The 16,997-nt window shown below is 51.3% G+C and carries 16 protein-coding genes; 2 read left to right on the plus strand and 14 right to left on the minus strand.

Going from position 1 to position 16,997, the window contains the following annotated elements; translation table 11 throughout:
• Positions 1-58: 58 nt before the first annotated feature.
• From guaD to DFR47_RS07410, 4 genes are all read right to left on the minus strand, one after another.
• On the minus strand, positions 59-1,384 hold the full coding sequence (gene guaD, locus DFR47_RS07395; protein ID WP_245416478.1) for a guanine deaminase: 1,326 nt from the start codon (positions 1,382-1,384) through the stop codon (positions 59-61).
• A 107-nt stretch (positions 1,385-1,491) separates the two neighbouring features.
• The gene (locus DFR47_RS07400; RefSeq protein WP_113943719.1) at positions 1,492-2,724 is read right to left on the minus strand and encodes a urate hydroxylase PuuD; all 1,233 of its coding nucleotides are present in this window, start codon (positions 2,722-2,724) and stop codon (positions 1,492-1,494) included.
• Positions 2,725-2,818: 94 nt separating this feature from the next.
• A complete protein-coding gene (locus tag DFR47_RS07405; protein ID WP_113943720.1) occupies positions 2,819-4,003 on the minus strand; it encodes an aminotransferase in 1,185 nt (394 codons plus the stop codon).
• Positions 4,004-4,058: 55 nt separating this feature from the next.
• Positions 4,059-4,475, minus strand: a complete 417-nt coding sequence (locus tag DFR47_RS07410) for a YbaN family protein (RefSeq protein WP_113943988.1) — start codon at positions 4,473-4,475, stop codon at positions 4,059-4,061.
• Positions 4,476-5,287: 812 nt separating this feature from the next.
• Between DFR47_RS07410 and DFR47_RS07415 the strand changes: the two genes are divergently transcribed.
• Complete coding sequence (locus DFR47_RS07415) at positions 5,288-5,605, plus strand: septal ring lytic transglycosylase RlpA family protein (protein WP_113943989.1); 318 nt, start codon at positions 5,288-5,290, stop codon at positions 5,603-5,605.
• Between the two features lie 147 nt (positions 5,606-5,752).
• Positions 5,753-6,370, plus strand: a complete 618-nt coding sequence (locus DFR47_RS07420; protein ID WP_374788338.1) for a transglutaminase-like cysteine peptidase — start codon at positions 5,753-5,755, stop codon at positions 6,368-6,370.
• 5 nt (positions 6,371-6,375) lie between these two features.
• Here the strand turns inward: DFR47_RS07420 and DFR47_RS07425 are convergent, their stop codons facing one another.
• The 10 genes from DFR47_RS07425 to DFR47_RS07470 all read right to left on the minus strand — a co-directional run bounded on the left by DFR47_RS07425 (position 6,376) and on the right by DFR47_RS07470 (position 16,986).
• Positions 6,376-7,911, minus strand: coding sequence for a YifB family Mg chelatase-like AAA ATPase (locus DFR47_RS07425; protein WP_113943721.1), 1,536 nt, complete (start codon positions 7,909-7,911; stop codon positions 6,376-6,378).
• A 128-nt stretch (positions 7,912-8,039) separates the two neighbouring features.
• On the minus strand, positions 8,040-8,981 hold the full coding sequence (gshB, locus tag DFR47_RS07430) for a glutathione synthase (RefSeq protein WP_113943722.1): 942 nt from the start codon (positions 8,979-8,981) through the stop codon (positions 8,040-8,042).
• 101 nt (positions 8,982-9,082) lie between these two features.
• Positions 9,083-9,376, minus strand: coding sequence for a DUF1330 domain-containing protein (locus tag DFR47_RS07435; RefSeq protein WP_113943991.1), 294 nt, complete (start codon positions 9,374-9,376; stop codon positions 9,083-9,085).
• A 22-nt stretch (positions 9,377-9,398) separates the two neighbouring features.
• On the minus strand, positions 9,399-10,115 hold the full coding sequence (pyrF, locus tag DFR47_RS07440; RefSeq protein ID WP_113943723.1) for an orotidine-5'-phosphate decarboxylase: 717 nt from the start codon (positions 10,113-10,115) through the stop codon (positions 9,399-9,401).
• A 70-nt stretch (positions 10,116-10,185) separates the two neighbouring features.
• Positions 10,186-10,746, minus strand: coding sequence for an NADPH-dependent FMN reductase (locus tag DFR47_RS07445; RefSeq protein WP_113943724.1), 561 nt, complete (start codon positions 10,744-10,746; stop codon positions 10,186-10,188).
• A 120-nt stretch (positions 10,747-10,866) separates the two neighbouring features.
• Entirely contained in the window at positions 10,867-11,466 is a 600-nt protein-coding gene (gene pmtA / locus DFR47_RS07450) for a phospholipid N-methyltransferase PmtA (protein WP_113943725.1), read from the minus strand.
• A 178-nt stretch (positions 11,467-11,644) separates the two neighbouring features.
• Positions 11,645-12,784 (minus strand): molecular chaperone DnaJ, encoded by a 1,140-nt coding sequence (gene dnaJ / locus DFR47_RS07455; RefSeq protein ID WP_113943726.1) that lies wholly within the window; start codon positions 12,782-12,784, stop codon positions 11,645-11,647.
• Between the two features lie 364 nt (positions 12,785-13,148).
• Positions 13,149-15,056, minus strand: a complete 1,908-nt coding sequence (dnaK, locus tag DFR47_RS07460; protein WP_113943992.1) for a molecular chaperone DnaK — start codon at positions 15,054-15,056, stop codon at positions 13,149-13,151.
• A 317-nt stretch (positions 15,057-15,373) separates the two neighbouring features.
• Entirely contained in the window at positions 15,374-16,345 is a 972-nt protein-coding gene (locus tag DFR47_RS07465; protein WP_113943727.1) for a Gfo/Idh/MocA family protein, read from the minus strand.
• A gap of 23 nt (positions 16,346-16,368) precedes the next feature.
• On the minus strand, positions 16,369-16,986 hold the full coding sequence (locus tag DFR47_RS07470) for a nucleotidyltransferase family protein (RefSeq protein WP_113943728.1): 618 nt from the start codon (positions 16,984-16,986) through the stop codon (positions 16,369-16,371).
• Positions 16,987-16,997 lie beyond the last annotated feature (11 nt).

Below are 16,997 nucleotides of genomic sequence, written 5' to 3' on the forward strand. Positions count from 1 at the left end.
AGCCGGCCGGAAATCACTTTCCGGCCGGTTTTTCTTTAAGCAGGCTTTACCGACACCGTTAATTAGCCGGTTTTACCGGCTGGCCAGCCACATAGGTTTCCACAATCGCGCGGTCATCGCCGAGTGTCTGTAACAGGAATAATTCCTGCGCCAGATTGGAACCTGCATCCATCCTCAGCCGCATCGCAGAGGTTGCGCGGCTGTCCAAAATCACAAAATCAGCTTCGGTGCCCGCATCCAGCGTACCGATCCTGTCTGCCATCGACAGTGCCTGCGCATTTCCCAAAGTCATCATATAGAATGAACTGAGCGGATTGAGCCGCTGGCCGCGCAATTGCAGCACCTTATAGCCCTCATCCAATGTGCGCAGCATCGACCAGCTGGTGCCGCCGCCAATATCGGTAGCCACACCAATCCGTACACCGGCATCACGCAAACGGTCACGATCGAACAAACCACTGCCAAGAAACAAATTGGATGTCGGGCAGAACACCGCCACAGACTGGCTCTCTGCCAATGTTTTTATTTCCCGCTCTGACAAGTGAATGGAATGTCCGAGCAAGGTCTTGTCTCCGAGCAGACCATAATGTTCATAAATGCCGGTATAATCCGGCGCATCGGGATAGAGCGAACAGGTAAATTCAATCTCGGCATGGTTCTCAGACAAATGCGTCTGCACATAACATTCCGGATGTTCACGCACCAAAGCCTGCGCTGCCTCCAGCTGTGCCGGAGTTGAGGTAATCGCAAAACGCGGTGTGATCGCATAATCCAGACGCCCCTTGCCATGCCAGCGGGCAATCAGAGCTTTGCTGTCATCATAGCCGGATTGTGCCGTATCGCATAAAGCGGCAGGCGCATTGCGATCCATCATCACCTTACCGGCAATATTGCGCATATTAAGCCGCTCACTGGCACGGAAAAATGCATCCACACTTTGCGGATGCACAGAACCATAGGCCACAACAGTCGTGGTGCCGTGACGCAGTAATTCATCGATAAAGCGCTCGGCAATATGCTCGCCAAATTGCTCATCGGCATATTTCTGTTCTTCGATGAAAGTATAATCATTGAGCCAGTCCAGCAGTTCCGCCGCATAGGACGCAACCACCTGGCTTTGCGGAAAATGGATATGTGTATCAATGAATCCGGGCAAGATCAGATGCGGCCGGTGATCGGTCTCCGGTGCGTCCGGTGATTTCTGCGCCGCTACAGCAGCATAATCGCCGACAGCTTTAATTAACCCGTTTTCAACAAGCAGCGCACCATCTTCATGATAGATATAAGACGCCGTATCACTGATATCCTGCGGCTCACGAATAAAGCTAAGAACACGCCCGCGGATAAGACGCTGATTATGCTTTTGTGTCATATTCACAGACATGAAAATATCCTCACTGAAAAGCAGAAATAGTCAGTATTAGAGCACCGTGTGCCATGCGTGGCACACAAAGATCGCTCTAACACCTTGAAACTACAACATAGATTAGATCAGGGATTAGAAGCGGAAGCAGTCTCATACCAGCGCCGCAACAACAGACGCTCCTCCGCACTCATCCCTGTGAGATTGGCAGGCGGCATGGCATGGGAACGCGCTGCATGAAGATAGATTTCTTTGGCATGAGCGGCGATCGCAATATCACTGTCGAGAATGACGCCTTTAGGCGGCACTAAAATGCCCTCCCAAGACGGCTCCGCCGTATGGCACATGGAACAACGCCCCAAAACTGTATCGCGCACCGTCTCAAACTCCGATGTATTGATAAAGCTCTGCTGAATAGTTGATGCCTGCGCTTCCCCCGCATTGTCCAGCTGTTTCGGTTCGGTGGACAGCCACATAATCACGATAAACAGCAAAACCGTTGCCAGCCATGTCCAGGTCGGGCTGCCCTTGCGCGCATGGCGGGTATTGAACCAATGGCGGATTGTTACCCCCATCAAAAACACCAGCGACGCGATAATCCAGTTATATTTCGTGCCGAATGCCAGAGGATTATGGTTCGACAACATCAGGAAGATAACCGGCAGTGTCAGATAGTTATTATGGGTCGAGCGCTGCTTGGCGATCACGCCGTATTTGGGGTCAGGTGTGCGTCCCGCAATCAAATCCGCAACCACTTTTTTCTGGTTCGGGATGATAATCATAAACACATTCGCAGACATGATCGTCGCGGTGAAAGCGCCGAGATGCAGAAAAGCTGCACGTCCGGTAAACAGTTGCGTATAGCCCCATGCCATAAACACCAGCACGAAATAGAGAATGACCATCAGCTGTGTTGTGTTGCGCCCCAGCGGGGATTTGCACAACAGATCATAAATGACCCAGCCACCGGCAATGGAAGCCAGAGAAATGATGATCGCTGTAGTACGGGAGACATTCAGCACCTGCGGGTCAATCAGATAGAGATCTGCACCGCCGTAATAGACAATGGCCAGCAGCGCAAAGCCCGAAAGCCATGTGGCGTAGGATTCCCATTTGAACCAGATCAGGTCTTCCGGCATCCGGGACGGTGCCACCAGATATTTCTGAATATGATAGAAACCGCCGCCGTGAACCTGCCATTCCTCGCCATAGGCACCGGGCGGCAAATCAGGCGCTTTGCGTAAGCCCAGATCAAGAGCAATAAAATAGAAAGATGAGCCGATCCACGCAATTGCAGTGATAACGTGGAGCCAGCGGGCAGCAAAGCCAAGCCAGTCCCACGCGATTGCCAGTTCAAACATGCATTCCTCCCCGATATGCAGCAGACCGTCTGCCACTATAGGGGAAGAATCAAATAAAATACTAGCTCATCAGATGCGGCAGAATAGGCGCAGCTTAAAAACGCAGTGCAGCCACACGTTCCGGCAGCACCGTAATGGTTTCAGCATCCACATTGGCAAATGCAAAGCGCAGGAAGTCCTGCTGTCCTTCACCGAAATAAGCGCCGGGAATGGTGATAATTCCGCAGGTCTTTGCCAGTTTCTCTGATATTGCTGCAGATTCCACACCCTTAAACGGATGACGCACAAAGGCGAAATAGGCACCAACAGAAATGGCTTCCCAGCCTTCCATCTGCGCTATTGCACTGCGCAAAGCCTGCGCCCGAGATGCAATTTCACGGCGGTTTTCATTGCGCCATTCGGTCAGCGGTTCAATCGCCTGCGCAATTGCGGCCTGCGGCGGCAGCGGCGCACAAATCTGCAGATTGTCCATGATCTTGGCAATTTCTGAGATCACAGCTTCCGCCGCAATAATCGCACCAAGGCGATGCCCTGGAATACAGAAGGATTTGGAAAAGCTGTAAAGCTGGATCAGATAATCATGCCAGTCAGCCTCATCGAACAAATGATGCGGCACTGCATCGGCATCTTCGAGAAAGTCGCGATAAGTCTCATCGAGGATCAGCCATGTGCCATTGGCACGGCAAATCTCATAAATCTGTTTCAGGACATCTGCGGAATAGACCGCTCCGGTCGGATTATTCGGTGTTACCAGCGCCAGCACTTTAATGCCTGCATGCAGAACCTCTTTCAGTTCCTGCGGATCAGGCACAAAACCGTTCTGCGCACGGCATGGCATCAGCTCCAGTTTAATACCGAGCATTGCCAGCGAGGTTTCATGATTGAAATAGAGCGGATTGCTCAGCATCACCGTATCACCGGCACCGGCCAGCGCCATCACGGCTGCGATAAAAGCCTGATTGCAACCGGCGGTAATCTGCACCTGCGCTGCATCGAGTTTGGCTTTGTAAAGCTGGCTGACATGCGCGGCATAGGCTTCACGCAGCACCGGCAGACCTTCAATCGGTCCGTAATTCGCAAAAGCTTTAGAGGATGCCGCTTCGCCGGACAGCCGCAGCATTTCATCATGCGGCGGATAACCCGGCACAGCCTGAGACAAATCAATCAACGGTCCTAAAGCACCGTCATAGGCCTGCGCCCATGCTTTCACGGCCGGAATCGGCGGCAAAGATAAAGCAGATACAGCCGGATTAATCCGCGATGCGGCAACATCTTTCATAGTCTTCTCCCAGATATTATCTATCCGGCGGTCTCATCAGACTATGCGCCGGATTTTACTCCTCTGGTCGGGATACCACATAGTACGCACAAGCCAACATAAAAAGCGCAACGCCAAGGCCTAAATATAATCCGGGCTGCGCGCTCCAGAGGAAAATCGCATAACCGATCATCATACCGCCGCAGGCAAATTTCTTGGCGCGGCGCGGGATAGCCCCGCGGTCACGCCATTTAATCACCAGCGGGCCAAATTGCGGATGCGCCAGAATACGTTTTTCCAGCTTCGGCGATGAACGAGCAAAGAACCATGCCGCCAGAATGATGAAAATTGTTGTCGGCATGACCGGTAAAATTGCACCGATAATACCCAGGGCCAGCATCAAGAAACCAAGACATAGATAAAGAAACCGTTGCGGCCCTGACAAAACGACCGGCGTGTCACCTGTCACTGCTTCCTGCGCGTGATGCTGCATATCAGCCGGATTTGGTTCCGGCTTAATCTGAGTGTCGTCAGAGGAAGGAAGTGACATAAATATGATCCCATATAATCTGCTGTTCCGGCATCTATACGACAGTGCTTTTGTAAGTGATCTGTCCGTTTTCACCGGAAAATCATTCACAGCGATTCTGTTCTGAACAGAACTGTAGCCGTCAAAAACGCCTGTATCATGCTCTAAACTCAAAAGATGAGACAAGCAATCAGCTTTCAAAAACGTGATCAACGCCTCAAATCACAATTTCGCCACATTATTTACAACTTGGCAAAAGCATTTTTACACTTGCGATACAAACACAGATTGTACCTGCTTGTCATCAGAGTCAGTTTTGAATCTGAAAATCAACATAGAGAATTCTTGAATCCGGCTATGAATAGCAGCTGAATTTTGAATCTATAAAATTCAAAATGTATATTTCCCATCACTCAAAGACAAAAATAAATCAAATCAAGAATACTTCATAAATATATATTCAATATAACGAAATTTTACAGATTGTTAACCCAAAACTCACTCCCCAATATATTCCATTTATGACCATTTCAGCGCCACATTTACATTGCAGTTCAGCGCCTGAACTTCTGGTATTTCAGATTATTGATAACGACAGACCGGATAACTGGCTGCAATATTCTCTGCATTCCATATCTGCGCGCTGACACAACCGTCGCACCCGATATTTTGTACGATCCGTGTACAACCTCCGGCTGCCGACACCGGTACGACCCATGACAACGATCCGCTCCAAGCGCCTGCCTGCTCTCTTTGCTTTTTCTGCAGCAGTTTTCATGATTTCCGCTTTTGCTAGCACACACGCAGAAGCCGCCGCTGCGAATTGCGGGCGCGCCTCGTGGTATGCACTGACTTCTAAAACTGCCTCGGGTGAACGCATGAACCCTGCAGGTATGACCGCCGCTCATCGTACTCTGCCGCTCGGCAGCAAAGTACGCGTGACCAATCAGAACAACGGAAAATCACTCGTTGTGCGCATTAACGATCGTGGCCCGTTCATCAAAGGCCGTGTTCTCGACTTGTCGAAAGGTGCAGCGCAGAAACTGGGCTTTGTCGGCGCAGGTCACACCAAAGTTTGCTACAACAAGCTCTGAGAGCACGTGATTAGGGGTAAATTACCCCCTAACGCCCGTTAACCATTTCTTAATAAATGCGGGCGCGACACGTCCGGCACAATTGACTCTTACCCATTACCGATATTAACATTTCGTTAATAAATAGGTATGGCTGAGGCGTTGTGTATGTTCAGTTTTATAAATTTTAAAAATCTGACATTGTCAGCCGCAGGCCTGATGCTCGCATTTAGTGCAGCTGCACAAGCAACCGAGCTCAATGCGCCTTTCATGGCAACAGGTGGTCTGACATCGCAGCCGATCGGCCATTATGAATTCTGCAAGCGCATGCCGAATGAATGTAACCTGACCTCAAACCAGACCGCACCGATCAAACTCGATCAGGCAACATGGGCAAAAATCGTTCAGGTTAATATTGAAGTCAATGCCTTGATCCAGCCAATGACCGATATGGAAATCTACGGTGTTGAAGAATACTGGACCTATTCCACTACTGTTGGCGATTGTGAAGAATATGTGCTGCTCAAGCGCCGTGAACTGGCAGAAGCCGGTTTGCCGCTCAGCTCGTTGCTGATCACAGTTCTGCGTAAACCAGATGGCGAAGGTCATGCGGTTCTGACAGTGCGGACAGATCGCGGAGATTTCATTCTCGACAATCTGACCGATGCCGTGAAAAACTGGCAGGAAACCGATTACACCTATCTCAAGCGTCAGGCTGCTAACCATACCGGCCGCTGGGTTTCCATTGAAACACCAAGCAATCTGGTTGTCGGCGCGGTTAAATAAATCTATCAAACACTCAGCATTTCCGCTGACATACGATAAGAGACAGCCTCGGCAATATGCCGGCGCTCGACACTGGCAAACGCCTCCAGATCTGCCAATGTGCGCGCCACTTTCAGCACCCTGTGATAAGAACGGGCAGAAAGCCGCAATTTCTCACTCACATCATAGAGCAGCTTACGCCCGTCATTACTGACCGCTGCGATCTCCTCCAGAATATTGGGCGGACAGGCGGCATTGGTCATAATATGCGCCATACCTAATTGCTGATACCGCTCCTGCTGCCTTTGCCGCGCCTGTGCCACACGTTGCGCCACCGCAGCACTGCATTCCGCCTGTCCTGTTAAAATCAGATCAGAGGGCTTGAGAGCGGCCACATCTATCCGCAAATCAATACGATCCAGCAACGGCCCTGATACCCGTGCCTGATAATCACTGCGGCAACGCGGCCCCCTTGCACAGGTAAAGCCCGGCTCACCGGCCATTCCGCATTTGCACGGGTTCATCGCGGCCACCAGCTGAAACCGCGCCGGATAGCTGATGCGATGATTGGCACGGGCAATCATACATTCTCCAGTCTCCAAGGGCTGCCGCATAGAATCCAACACTTGCGGCGAAAACTCCGGCAATTCATCGAGAAACAGTACCCCGTGATGCGCCATTGAAATCTCACCGGGTCTGGCTTTATGACCACCGCCAACCATTGCCGCCATTGATGCTGAATGATGCGGATTGCGAAACGGCCGCCGGTCTGTGAGCCTGCCCCCTGATAGCGTGCCGGAAACGGAGGCAATCATTGAGACATCCAGCATCTCCCGCGGAGACAAGGGCGGCAATATTCCGGGCAGACGCTGCGCCAGCATCGACTTACCTGACCCCGGAGGGCCAACGAATAACAGATTATGATTACCCGCAGCAGCCACCTCCAGTGCGCGCTTGGCGGTTTCCTGCCCCTTCACATCCGCCAGATCAGGAAACGCCTCCAACCCTTCGGAAAAGCTTTTTATGGCCGGTTGCGGACAGGACAATACCTGAGTGCCACGAAAATGATTAGCCAATGCGATCAGACTGCGCGGATTGAGGATCGGCATATCCGCATCAGTCCATGCAGCCTCTGCCCCGCAGGCCTGCGGGCAGATCAATCCGAGATCATGCATATTGGCGGTAATCGCTGCGGGCAGCACACCGGCAACCGGCGCGATTGTGCCATCCAGCGCCAGCTCCCCCAGCACCACAAAGGATTGCAGACAATCTTCCGGCAAAGCGCCGACCGCCACCATCAGCCCCATGGCAATCGGCAGATCATAATGCGAACCTTCTTTGGGCAAATCTGCCGGTGCCAGATTGATGGTCACTTTCTTCACCGGCATTGACAGTCCGGAAGCATGAAGTGCCGCCTGCACACGCTCACGGCTCTCCGCCACTGCTTTATCCGGCAGGCCAACAATCGACATGCTCATTTTGCCCGGTGCCGCCATCACCTGCACATCAACAAGCTTGGCCTCAATGCCCTGAAAAGCAACTGTACTGACCCGTGCAATCATTTTATGCCCCCACCTGATACAGCATTCTAAGCAGGGGAAATGCACAACATCAACAAACAAAAACACCGGAAACGCAAATGAGTTTCCGGTATTTTATTAATTATATCAATTAGTTATAAAGATGAAATTTAAGCGCGCTTGGCCTCAACCACATCCCAGAACAATTGCGCAATATCTGCACCGCCGAAGCGCTTGATCTCGCGGATACCGGTTGGTGAAGTCACGTTAATCTCGGTCATGTAATCACCGATCACATCAATACCAACCAGAATAAAGCCGCGCTCTTTCAGCGATGGTCCGATGCGTGCGCAGATTTCTTTTTCACGTGCCGTCAGTTCAGTCGCTTCAGCACGGCCGCCGACATGCATGTTGGAACGGGCATCGCTTTCCGCAGGTACACGGTTGATGGCGCCGACCGGCTCACCGTCAATGAGGATAATACGCTTATCACCGGAGCGCACATCTTTCAGATAACGCTGGGCAATAAACGGCTCGCGATACATCTGCTCGAACATTTCCAGCAGCGATGTCAGGTTACGGTCATCCGAGGTTAGGTGGAAAACGCCTGCGCCGCCATTGCCGTAAAGCGGCTTGATGATGATATCACCAAATTCCCTGCGGAATTTCAGCACTTCCTGCAAGTCTTTGGTGATCAGTGTTTCCGGCATCAGATCCGGAAACTCTGTAACAAAGATTTTCTCAGGGCTGTTGCGCACCCATGCCGGATCGTTCACCACCAGTGTCTTCGGATGGATACGTTCCAGAAGATGCGTTGTGGTGATGTAATTCATGTCAAAAGGCGGATCCTGACGCAGCAGGATAACGTCCATTTCCGACAAATCCGTATGCACGGCTTCGCCGAGTGTAAAATGATCGCCTTCAATATCACGCACCTGCAACGGCTCCAGAGCCGCGCTGACCACACCGTCGCGCATCGACAGGCGATCCGGTGTATAATGATAAAGCTCATGGCCACGGTCGTGTGCCGCAAGGCACAAAGCAAAGCTGGTATCACCCGCGATACGAATGGAATTGATATGGTCCATCTGAACCGCAATTTTCAAAGCCATGATGTCCTCTGTCTTAAAAATAGATTTGCTATTTTATATCTTTAATAAAAAATACCGGCCAGTAAAGGCCGGTATCTATAATCTTAACTACATTAATGCGATCAAACCGCATTACCTTCAACAATTATAATCTCACCATCCGCAACTGTTTGGCGGATCGCCGCTGCTGCCTGATATTCCGGCGAATTATAACAATCCAGTGCATGCTGCACGCTCGGGAATTCAATGATGACGTTGCGCGCGCGGCCTTGTCCCTCTACCGCATGTGCCGTGCCGCCACGGGCAACAAAATTGGCTCCGAAGCGCTCAAATGCAGGCTTTGCAGTGCTGATATAGTCTTTATACCGCTCAGCATCACGCACATCCACGCGGGCAATCCAATAGGCTTTCGTCATCATTTCCTCCCATTCATGATTTTCACACAGCCGCAGTCATTTCTTCCAGAATGCTCTGCGCTGCCGCTTTACGATCTGCAGCCCCCACAATCGGGCGTGCCACAACCAGATAGCTCGAACCGGCGCGAAGTGCATCTGCCGGTGTCATGACACGTTTCTGGTCTCCGGCTTCACTGCCCGCAGGGCGGATACCCGGCGTTACAATCGCCATATCCGGCCCGACAATATTGCGGATCGCAGCGGATTCCGCAGCCGAAGCCACAATACCACCCATGCCCGCTTCACGTGCCTGCTGTGCACGGCGCAAGACCAGTTCTTCCGGCGACATAGTGTAACCGGCTTCCAGCATATCGGCCTGATCCATTGACGTCAGAACAGTCACACCAAGCAAGCAAAGGTCTGAGCCTTTGGCAGCTTCCACAGCGGCACGCATCGCTTTTGGGTAGGCATGCAGCGTCATCATGGTCACACCGCGCTTGGCGATATTTTCCACGCCCTTGGCGATTGTATTATCGATATCGAGCAGCTTCACATCGAGAAAGACTTTTTTGCCCATCGAGAGCAAGTGCGAGGCAAAATCCAGACCGCCACCCTTTGCTGTCTGCGAAAACACCAACTGGTAACCGATTTTATAGAACGAAACCGTATCGCCCAGTTCCTCAACGATCTTTTCCGCCGCAATTACATCCGGCACATCGAGACCAACAATCAACCGGTCGCGCACGTTGTTTACATCCATAATCTGTCTCCGCACATCATCTAATCTGAAATTGCGTCTCTCTTCGCACAACAAGCGCTGAGTGAAAAGGTCAGATCTTGCTGATCAGGCTGCGGCAAACACGGGCAAGGGTCTGGGCTGTGCGTTCATCGCGCAATGCACCATCCTCGTTAAAGGCCTGATGAGCATGAGCAACCGAACATTGTTCGGAAATAATCTGGGTATTGAGCATCATCATAACCGAGCGCAGATGATAAAGACCGCGCATGCCGCCAAAACCGCCAGGCGACGAGGAGCACAAAGCGACAGTCAGATGCGATGTCGGCTGAAACGGCTTGCCGCCATCTTCATGAATACGGCTGATCCAGTCCAGCGTGTTTTTCACCAACGGCGGGATCGAGGAATTATATTCCGGTGATGCAATCAACAGTCCCTGATGGGCGTTGAAAAGCCGTGCAAGCTTATAGGCATTTTCCGGAATACCTTCTTCCGCTTCCAGATCCTGATCCATGATCGGCAACGGATAATCTTTCAGTGAAATCTGCGTGACTTCAGCTCCTTGCCGCGTCAGTTCCTGCACAGCTGCTGCGGCGAGCTGACCGCTATAGGCATTTTTACGGTTTGATCCGGCAAAAACGAGAACTGAGGCCATGGTTTATCCTTTACAGTCAGCTATCACTTTCATCACTATTTAATGCCTTTCAAAAAAAAGCAACGCCGCATCAGATAAGTGATGCGGCGTTGCTACAAACAAAACAGGGAAGAAGAGGCCTCAGACCAGAATACGGCGATAAACCCAAAGCCGTGCAGGCGGCAGATTACGCAGAATAAAGTCGAAACCTTCCACGCTATAGGCGCCGCGCCCGACTGGCAGCGGTGAAACCGGCCCGTAGGAAATCTGCATCACCGGACGACCTGCAGGAATACGGGTCAGCAAATCTTCAAGAAATGCCAGACGCTTTTCCATCGGAAAATTGAGCAGCGGCACAGCTGAAACCACACTGTCAAACTGCTGGTCACGCTTATCAGCAAGAACTGTATCCAGATCAAACGCATCGCCGTGCAGAAAATTCACACCCGCATAGGTCTTGGTCAGATGCTGAATAAATGCCGCTGAATATTCAACCGAGAACAGGTTCTGCGGCTCGATTCCGCGCTCAAGGATAGCCTTGGTAATCACACCAGTGCCGGGCCCGAGCTCCAGAACCGGCAGACCGGATGCCGGATTAACAACACTGGCCATACGGCGTGCAGTGATACCGCTTGTCGGCAGAATGGCACCGACAGCCTTCGGCTTATCGATCCAGCCCTTGAAAAAGCGTATCTCTTCATCAAACTTCTGGACAAGTTTTTTCGGTATCAGGCCAGCCATCAATCACTCCCATATGTCGCCAGTGGATAAAGAATTGACGCGTTTCGCGGCGGAAGCAAGGCAAAAACAGAAAACTGCGATATTTTTCTGCTCCGGGATATAAAATTGTACGCATAAAAAAGGCGGTAACTGCATCTATCGCAGTTACCGCCTGTTATATTTTTGAACCTAAACAGGTTTAATCACGGATACCTTCAAAGAATTCTTTCATCCGTGAGAAAAAGCCGGTCGATTGCGGACTGTTCTCGGTTGATGAAATTTTCTCGAATTCCTCAAGCAATTCACGTTGACGCTTGGAGAGATTTTGCGGTGTTTCAATCGCGATCTGAATATAAAGGTCACCTGTCGCCTGCTGACGCAGAATTGGCATACCTTTGCCCTTGAGGCGGAACTGCTTGCCGTTCTGGGTGCCTTCCGGCACTTTCACACGGGTCTGCGTACCATCCAGTGTTGCCACTTCAAACTGACCGCCAAGCGCTGCCGTCGCCATGGAAATCGGAACCTTGCAATAAAGATCCGCCCCGTCACGCTGGAAAAACTCATGTGGCTTGATCGACAGGAAAATATAAAGATCACCGCTCGGACCGCCGCGCGTACCGGCTTCGCCTTCGCCTGTCAGGCGAATACGGGTGCCGTCTTCAATCCCTGCCGGAATATTGACCGAGAGATTGCGCTCCTGACTGATCCGTCCGGCACCGTCACATTTCGGGCACGGGTCTTTAATGGTCTGACCACGGCCGTTACAGGTGTGACAGGTGCGCTCCACCGAGAAGAAGCCCTGCGATACACGCACACGTCCGGCGCCACCGCATGTCGTACAGGTGACCGGCTGTGTGCCTTTCTTGGCACCGGTTCCGGTGCATTCCTCACAGGAGATCGAGCCCGGAACGCTGATCTGTGCCGTTTTACCGGCATAGGCTTCCTCGAGCGACACTTCCATATTGTAGCGCAGATCTGCGCCGCGCTCACGGCCATTGGTCCGACGGTTACGACCGCCGCCCATAACATCGCCGAAAATATCTTCGAAAATATCAGCAAAGCCACCGGCACCGAATCCGCCGCCGCCAAAACCACCGGCACCGCCGCCACCACCATTTTCAAAGGCGGCATGACCAAAACGGTCATAGGCTGCGCGTTTTTGCGGGTCTTTCAGCACATCATAGGCTTCACCCAGCTCAAGAAATTTAGCTTCTGCTTCCGCATCATTCGGATTGCGATCCGGATGATATTGCATTGCCAGTTTGCGATAAGCGGTCTTGATAACTTTATCATCCGCTGTTCTGACAACGCCGAGCGTTTCGTAATAATCCACTTTCATAAACCATGCGTCCCGATGGCTGTTGTCTGATGATGTCGCCCCGATCAGAACAATTTCAGACAGTCATTGAAGGTTGTCGCGGCCGGTATATTGCAGAAAACGACGATCATCGTCTTCCGGAAAACACTGATATGGCGCTGACTCTTTTTTCATAAGCTTGCCGTGCAAAACCAAAATGCTTTGCCGGAAATACCCGATACCCTGTCCGGTTTATGTGGTGACACTCTCTTGCAGTGTCCAGAGACAGGGCAGTCTAAGTTCTGCATTTTGCTGCGCACTCTTTCAGTGCCGCATTCAGCAAAACAGACAGAACTGAATGGACAAAAGCCCGGCACTAAGCCGGGCTTTGCCTTTCACCTGAAAATCAGGATTTCTTTTTGTCTTCGTCGATTTCTTCGAAATCGGCGTCAACAACATCGTCTTCTTCAGCACGGGCATCAGCAGCGCCTTCGCCGCCTTCTTCACCCTGAGCTGATTCATACATAGCCTGACCAAGCTTCATCGAAGCTTCAGCAAGGGTCTGTGTTTTCGCTTTGATGTCTTCCGCATCATCGCCTTCAACAGCAGTTTTCAGTGCAGCAAGTGCTGTTTCAATCGCAGCCTTGTCATCACCGGAAACTTTATCGCCGTAATCTTTCAGCGATTTTTCGGTCGAGTGGATCAGAGCTTCAGCCTGGTTCTTGGCTTCCACAGATTCACGACGTGCCTTATCGGCATCAGCGTTGGCTTCCGCATCTTTGATCATCTTCTCGATATCAGCATCGGACAGACCGCCGGATGCCTGAATACGGATCTGATGTTCTTTACCGGTGCCTTTATCTTTCGCGGTCACGTTCACGATACCGTTCGCGTCGATGTCAAAAGTCACTTCAATCTGCGGTACGCCGCGTGGTGCCGGCGGAATGCCAACCAGATCAAACTGGCCGAGCATCTTGTTATCGGCAGCCATTTCACGCTCGCCCTGCGAAACGCGGATCGTCACAGCCGACTGATTGTCCTCAGCGGTCGAGAAGGTCTGCGATTTCTTGGTCGGAATAGTTGTGTTGCGGTCGATCAGACGGGTGAATACACCACCGAGTGTTTCAATACCGAGCGACAGCGGAGTTACGTCGAGCAACAGAACGTCTTTAACGTCACCCTGCAGAACACCGGCCTGAATAGCAGCACCCATTGCAACCACTTCGTCAGGGTTTACGCCCTTATGTGGTTCCTTGCCGAAGAAAGCTTTAACAACTTCCTGAATTTTCGGCATACGGGTCATACCACCGACCAGCACAACTTCACTGATTTCACCGGCTTTGAGGCCAGCGTCGCGCAGTGCAGCTTTACATGGTTCAATGGTGCGCTGAACCAGATCATCCACCAGGCTTTCAAACTTCGCACGCGACAGTTTGATGGCAAGGTGCTTAGGACCGGTTGCATCAGCAGTGATGAACGGCAGGTTGATTTCGGTCTGCTGAGCGGAAGACAGTTCGATCTTTGCTTTTTCAGCAGCTTCCTTAAGGCGCTGCAGAGCGAGCTTGTCGTTCTTCAGATCAATGCCCTGCTCTTTTTTGAATTCTGCTGCCAGATATTCAACCAGACGCATGTCAAAGTCTTCACCGCCGAGGAAAGTATCACCATTGGTGGACTTAACTTCGAACACGCCGTCGCCGATTTCAAGGATGGATACGTCGAATGTACCACCACCAAGGTCGTAAACAGCAATGGTTTTGGCTTCGCTCTTATCGAGACCATAGGCCAGAGCCGCAGCGGTTGGTTCGTTGATGATACGCAGAACTTCCAGACCGGCAATTTTACCGGCATCTTTGGTTGCCTGACGCTGAGCATCGTTGAAGTAAGCAGGAACTGTAATAACAGCCTGTGTTACAGTTTCACCGAGGTAGCCTTCAGCGGTTTCCTTCATTTTCTGAAGGATCATCGCGGATACCTGCGAAGGGGAATATTTCTTGCCTTCGACTTCTACCCATGCGTCGCCATTATCGCCTTTAACGATTTTGTATGGAACGAGGTCTTTGTCCTTAGTTACCATCGGATCATCGAAACGACGGCCAACAAGGCGCTTAACAGCAAACAGTGTGCCTTCAGGGTTGGTTACAGCCTGACGTTTCGCAGGCTGACCAGCGAGACGTTCGTCACCATCCGTAAAAGCAATAATCGAAGGCGTTGTACGTGCACCTTCAGCATTCTCAATGACCTTCGCAGTCTTACCGTCCATGACGGCGACGCAGGAGTTGGTCGTTCCCAGATCGATACCAATTACTTTAGCCATATTCATTCTTCTCCATTCAGCGAACTGCCGGGACCTCTGCCGAGCATTCCATGTGGCAGCCCCTATCGGGTTTTTGACAAAACGAACCGGCTTTTAAACGCCTGATCGTCACGAGTCGAGGGGTATATAAGAAGGGGGGATTTTCACTGCAAGACACAACACAGCACTTGCGACAAAAATCCCGCTTTTTGATCACTTTTTCATGCTTTTTGACCGAATTTTGCGATTTTTTCAAAATCTAAAAAATTTATCACCAGCCCGCAGCACCTGCACATCCTCTTAAAAACGGTTTCCGCTTTTTGGGGATATGCTTTCGCTCACAGCTTTTCTGCTGCTGCGTAAATCTTGTCAATAACATGTTGGTTCGCTTTTGAGTTTTCAAGGCTGAACAGCATTTCTTCCTGCCCCCACACAAAGCGGACAAAGGCGTCGGCCTGCAAGCTATATTGGTTTGCATTGGCAAAAGTCCATTCCTGCGCGCAAGTATGGGAACGATCGTGCCACGTTACCCGTGCATGATCATATTTTCCGGCATTGAACGGCGTATGAACGGTGATCATGCCCTGATCACCATGGAAGATCATTTGCTGGCGTCCGGCCAGCTGCGTCGCCACATAGAAACTTAAATCGAAATCCGCAAAACGTGCCAGCACAGAAGCATAACGGTCTGTGCCAAAATCCGGATCACGCTCAATACGGGCAAAAACCTCCTGCGGCTCCTGCCCTGTGACCATCCGTGTTACCACCGTCGGATACACACCGATATCCGGCAAAGCACCGCCGCCCAAGGCAACCTGATTGCGCATATTGGCCGGATCATCATTAAAATATGTGAAGCAGCCCTGCACCATGCGTAAACGACCAATATGACCGGAAGTGATCAGCTCGCGCACCTTTGCCCATTGCGGATGATAATAGACCATAAAGGCTTCGGAGATCACCACCTGACAACGATCGCGTGCTTCGATCAGCCGGTCGATATCGTCGGCTTTCAGTGCAACAGGCTTTTCACACAGCACATGCTTACCGGCTTCTGCCGCTTTTAATGACCATTCAATATGCTGCGATGTCGGCAGGGGAATATAAACACCGTCGATCTGATCGCTCACCAGTAATTCCTCATAGGAACCGAAACTCAAAGGCGCATTAAAACGATCGGCAACAGCACGGGCGCGCGCTGCATCACGGCTGGCGATGCCCTGAATGACACCGGTTTCAGAGGCAGCAATAGCCGGAATGACCTGCGTGATACCAATATTGGCTGTCGATAAAATTCCCCAACGAAACATAGAGCACTCCTTGAAAATGAATTTTATACCGCCGCTTCCGGCCAGGGAACAACTGTCACTTCCGGCCAATTTTGCTGCGCCCGCAGGCTTTTCACATGATGTGTTTCACGGTTATCGGCCACCGTATTGGGTGTCATACGGAGAGAGAACATATCATCCAGACCGAAAGGGGCATAAAAACCCAGCCTGCCATCCGGCTCCAGCCTGATCCCCACAGCATGGGTTTTCGACGCAAAGCGTTCGATACTGTTTTTGCTTGATTGCAAAGGCGGACAAACCAAACCGAAATGCTTTTCATACCACAGATGCACCCGCGCCTGATTGCGGATTTCAACCGGCAAAGTGACACCGGAGAATATCTCTTCACCTGCTTTAATGATCCGGTCTTCTGCCTCGTAAGATATGTCGGATGCATCATAATAAAACAGATCCACATCCTTGATGCCATGAGTTTCCGGCCTGCCGGTCAGCACATTCCAGACCAGATTATACACGGCACCGGACACAATATACCAATCCGGTAAATTCAACCTCTGTGCACGGTTCAGCACATCTGTCAGAAGCGGGCTGCTACGGACAATATCCAGAAAAACGGCTTGCTGTTGCTCAGCAGGCAAGCCGGAATAACGCAGATGCGGCATGGGATTTCCGT

The organism is Pseudochrobactrum asaccharolyticum, from assembly GCF_003314995.1.
Taxonomy (GTDB): domain Bacteria; phylum Pseudomonadota; class Alphaproteobacteria; order Rhizobiales; family Rhizobiaceae; genus Pseudochrobactrum; species Pseudochrobactrum asaccharolyticum.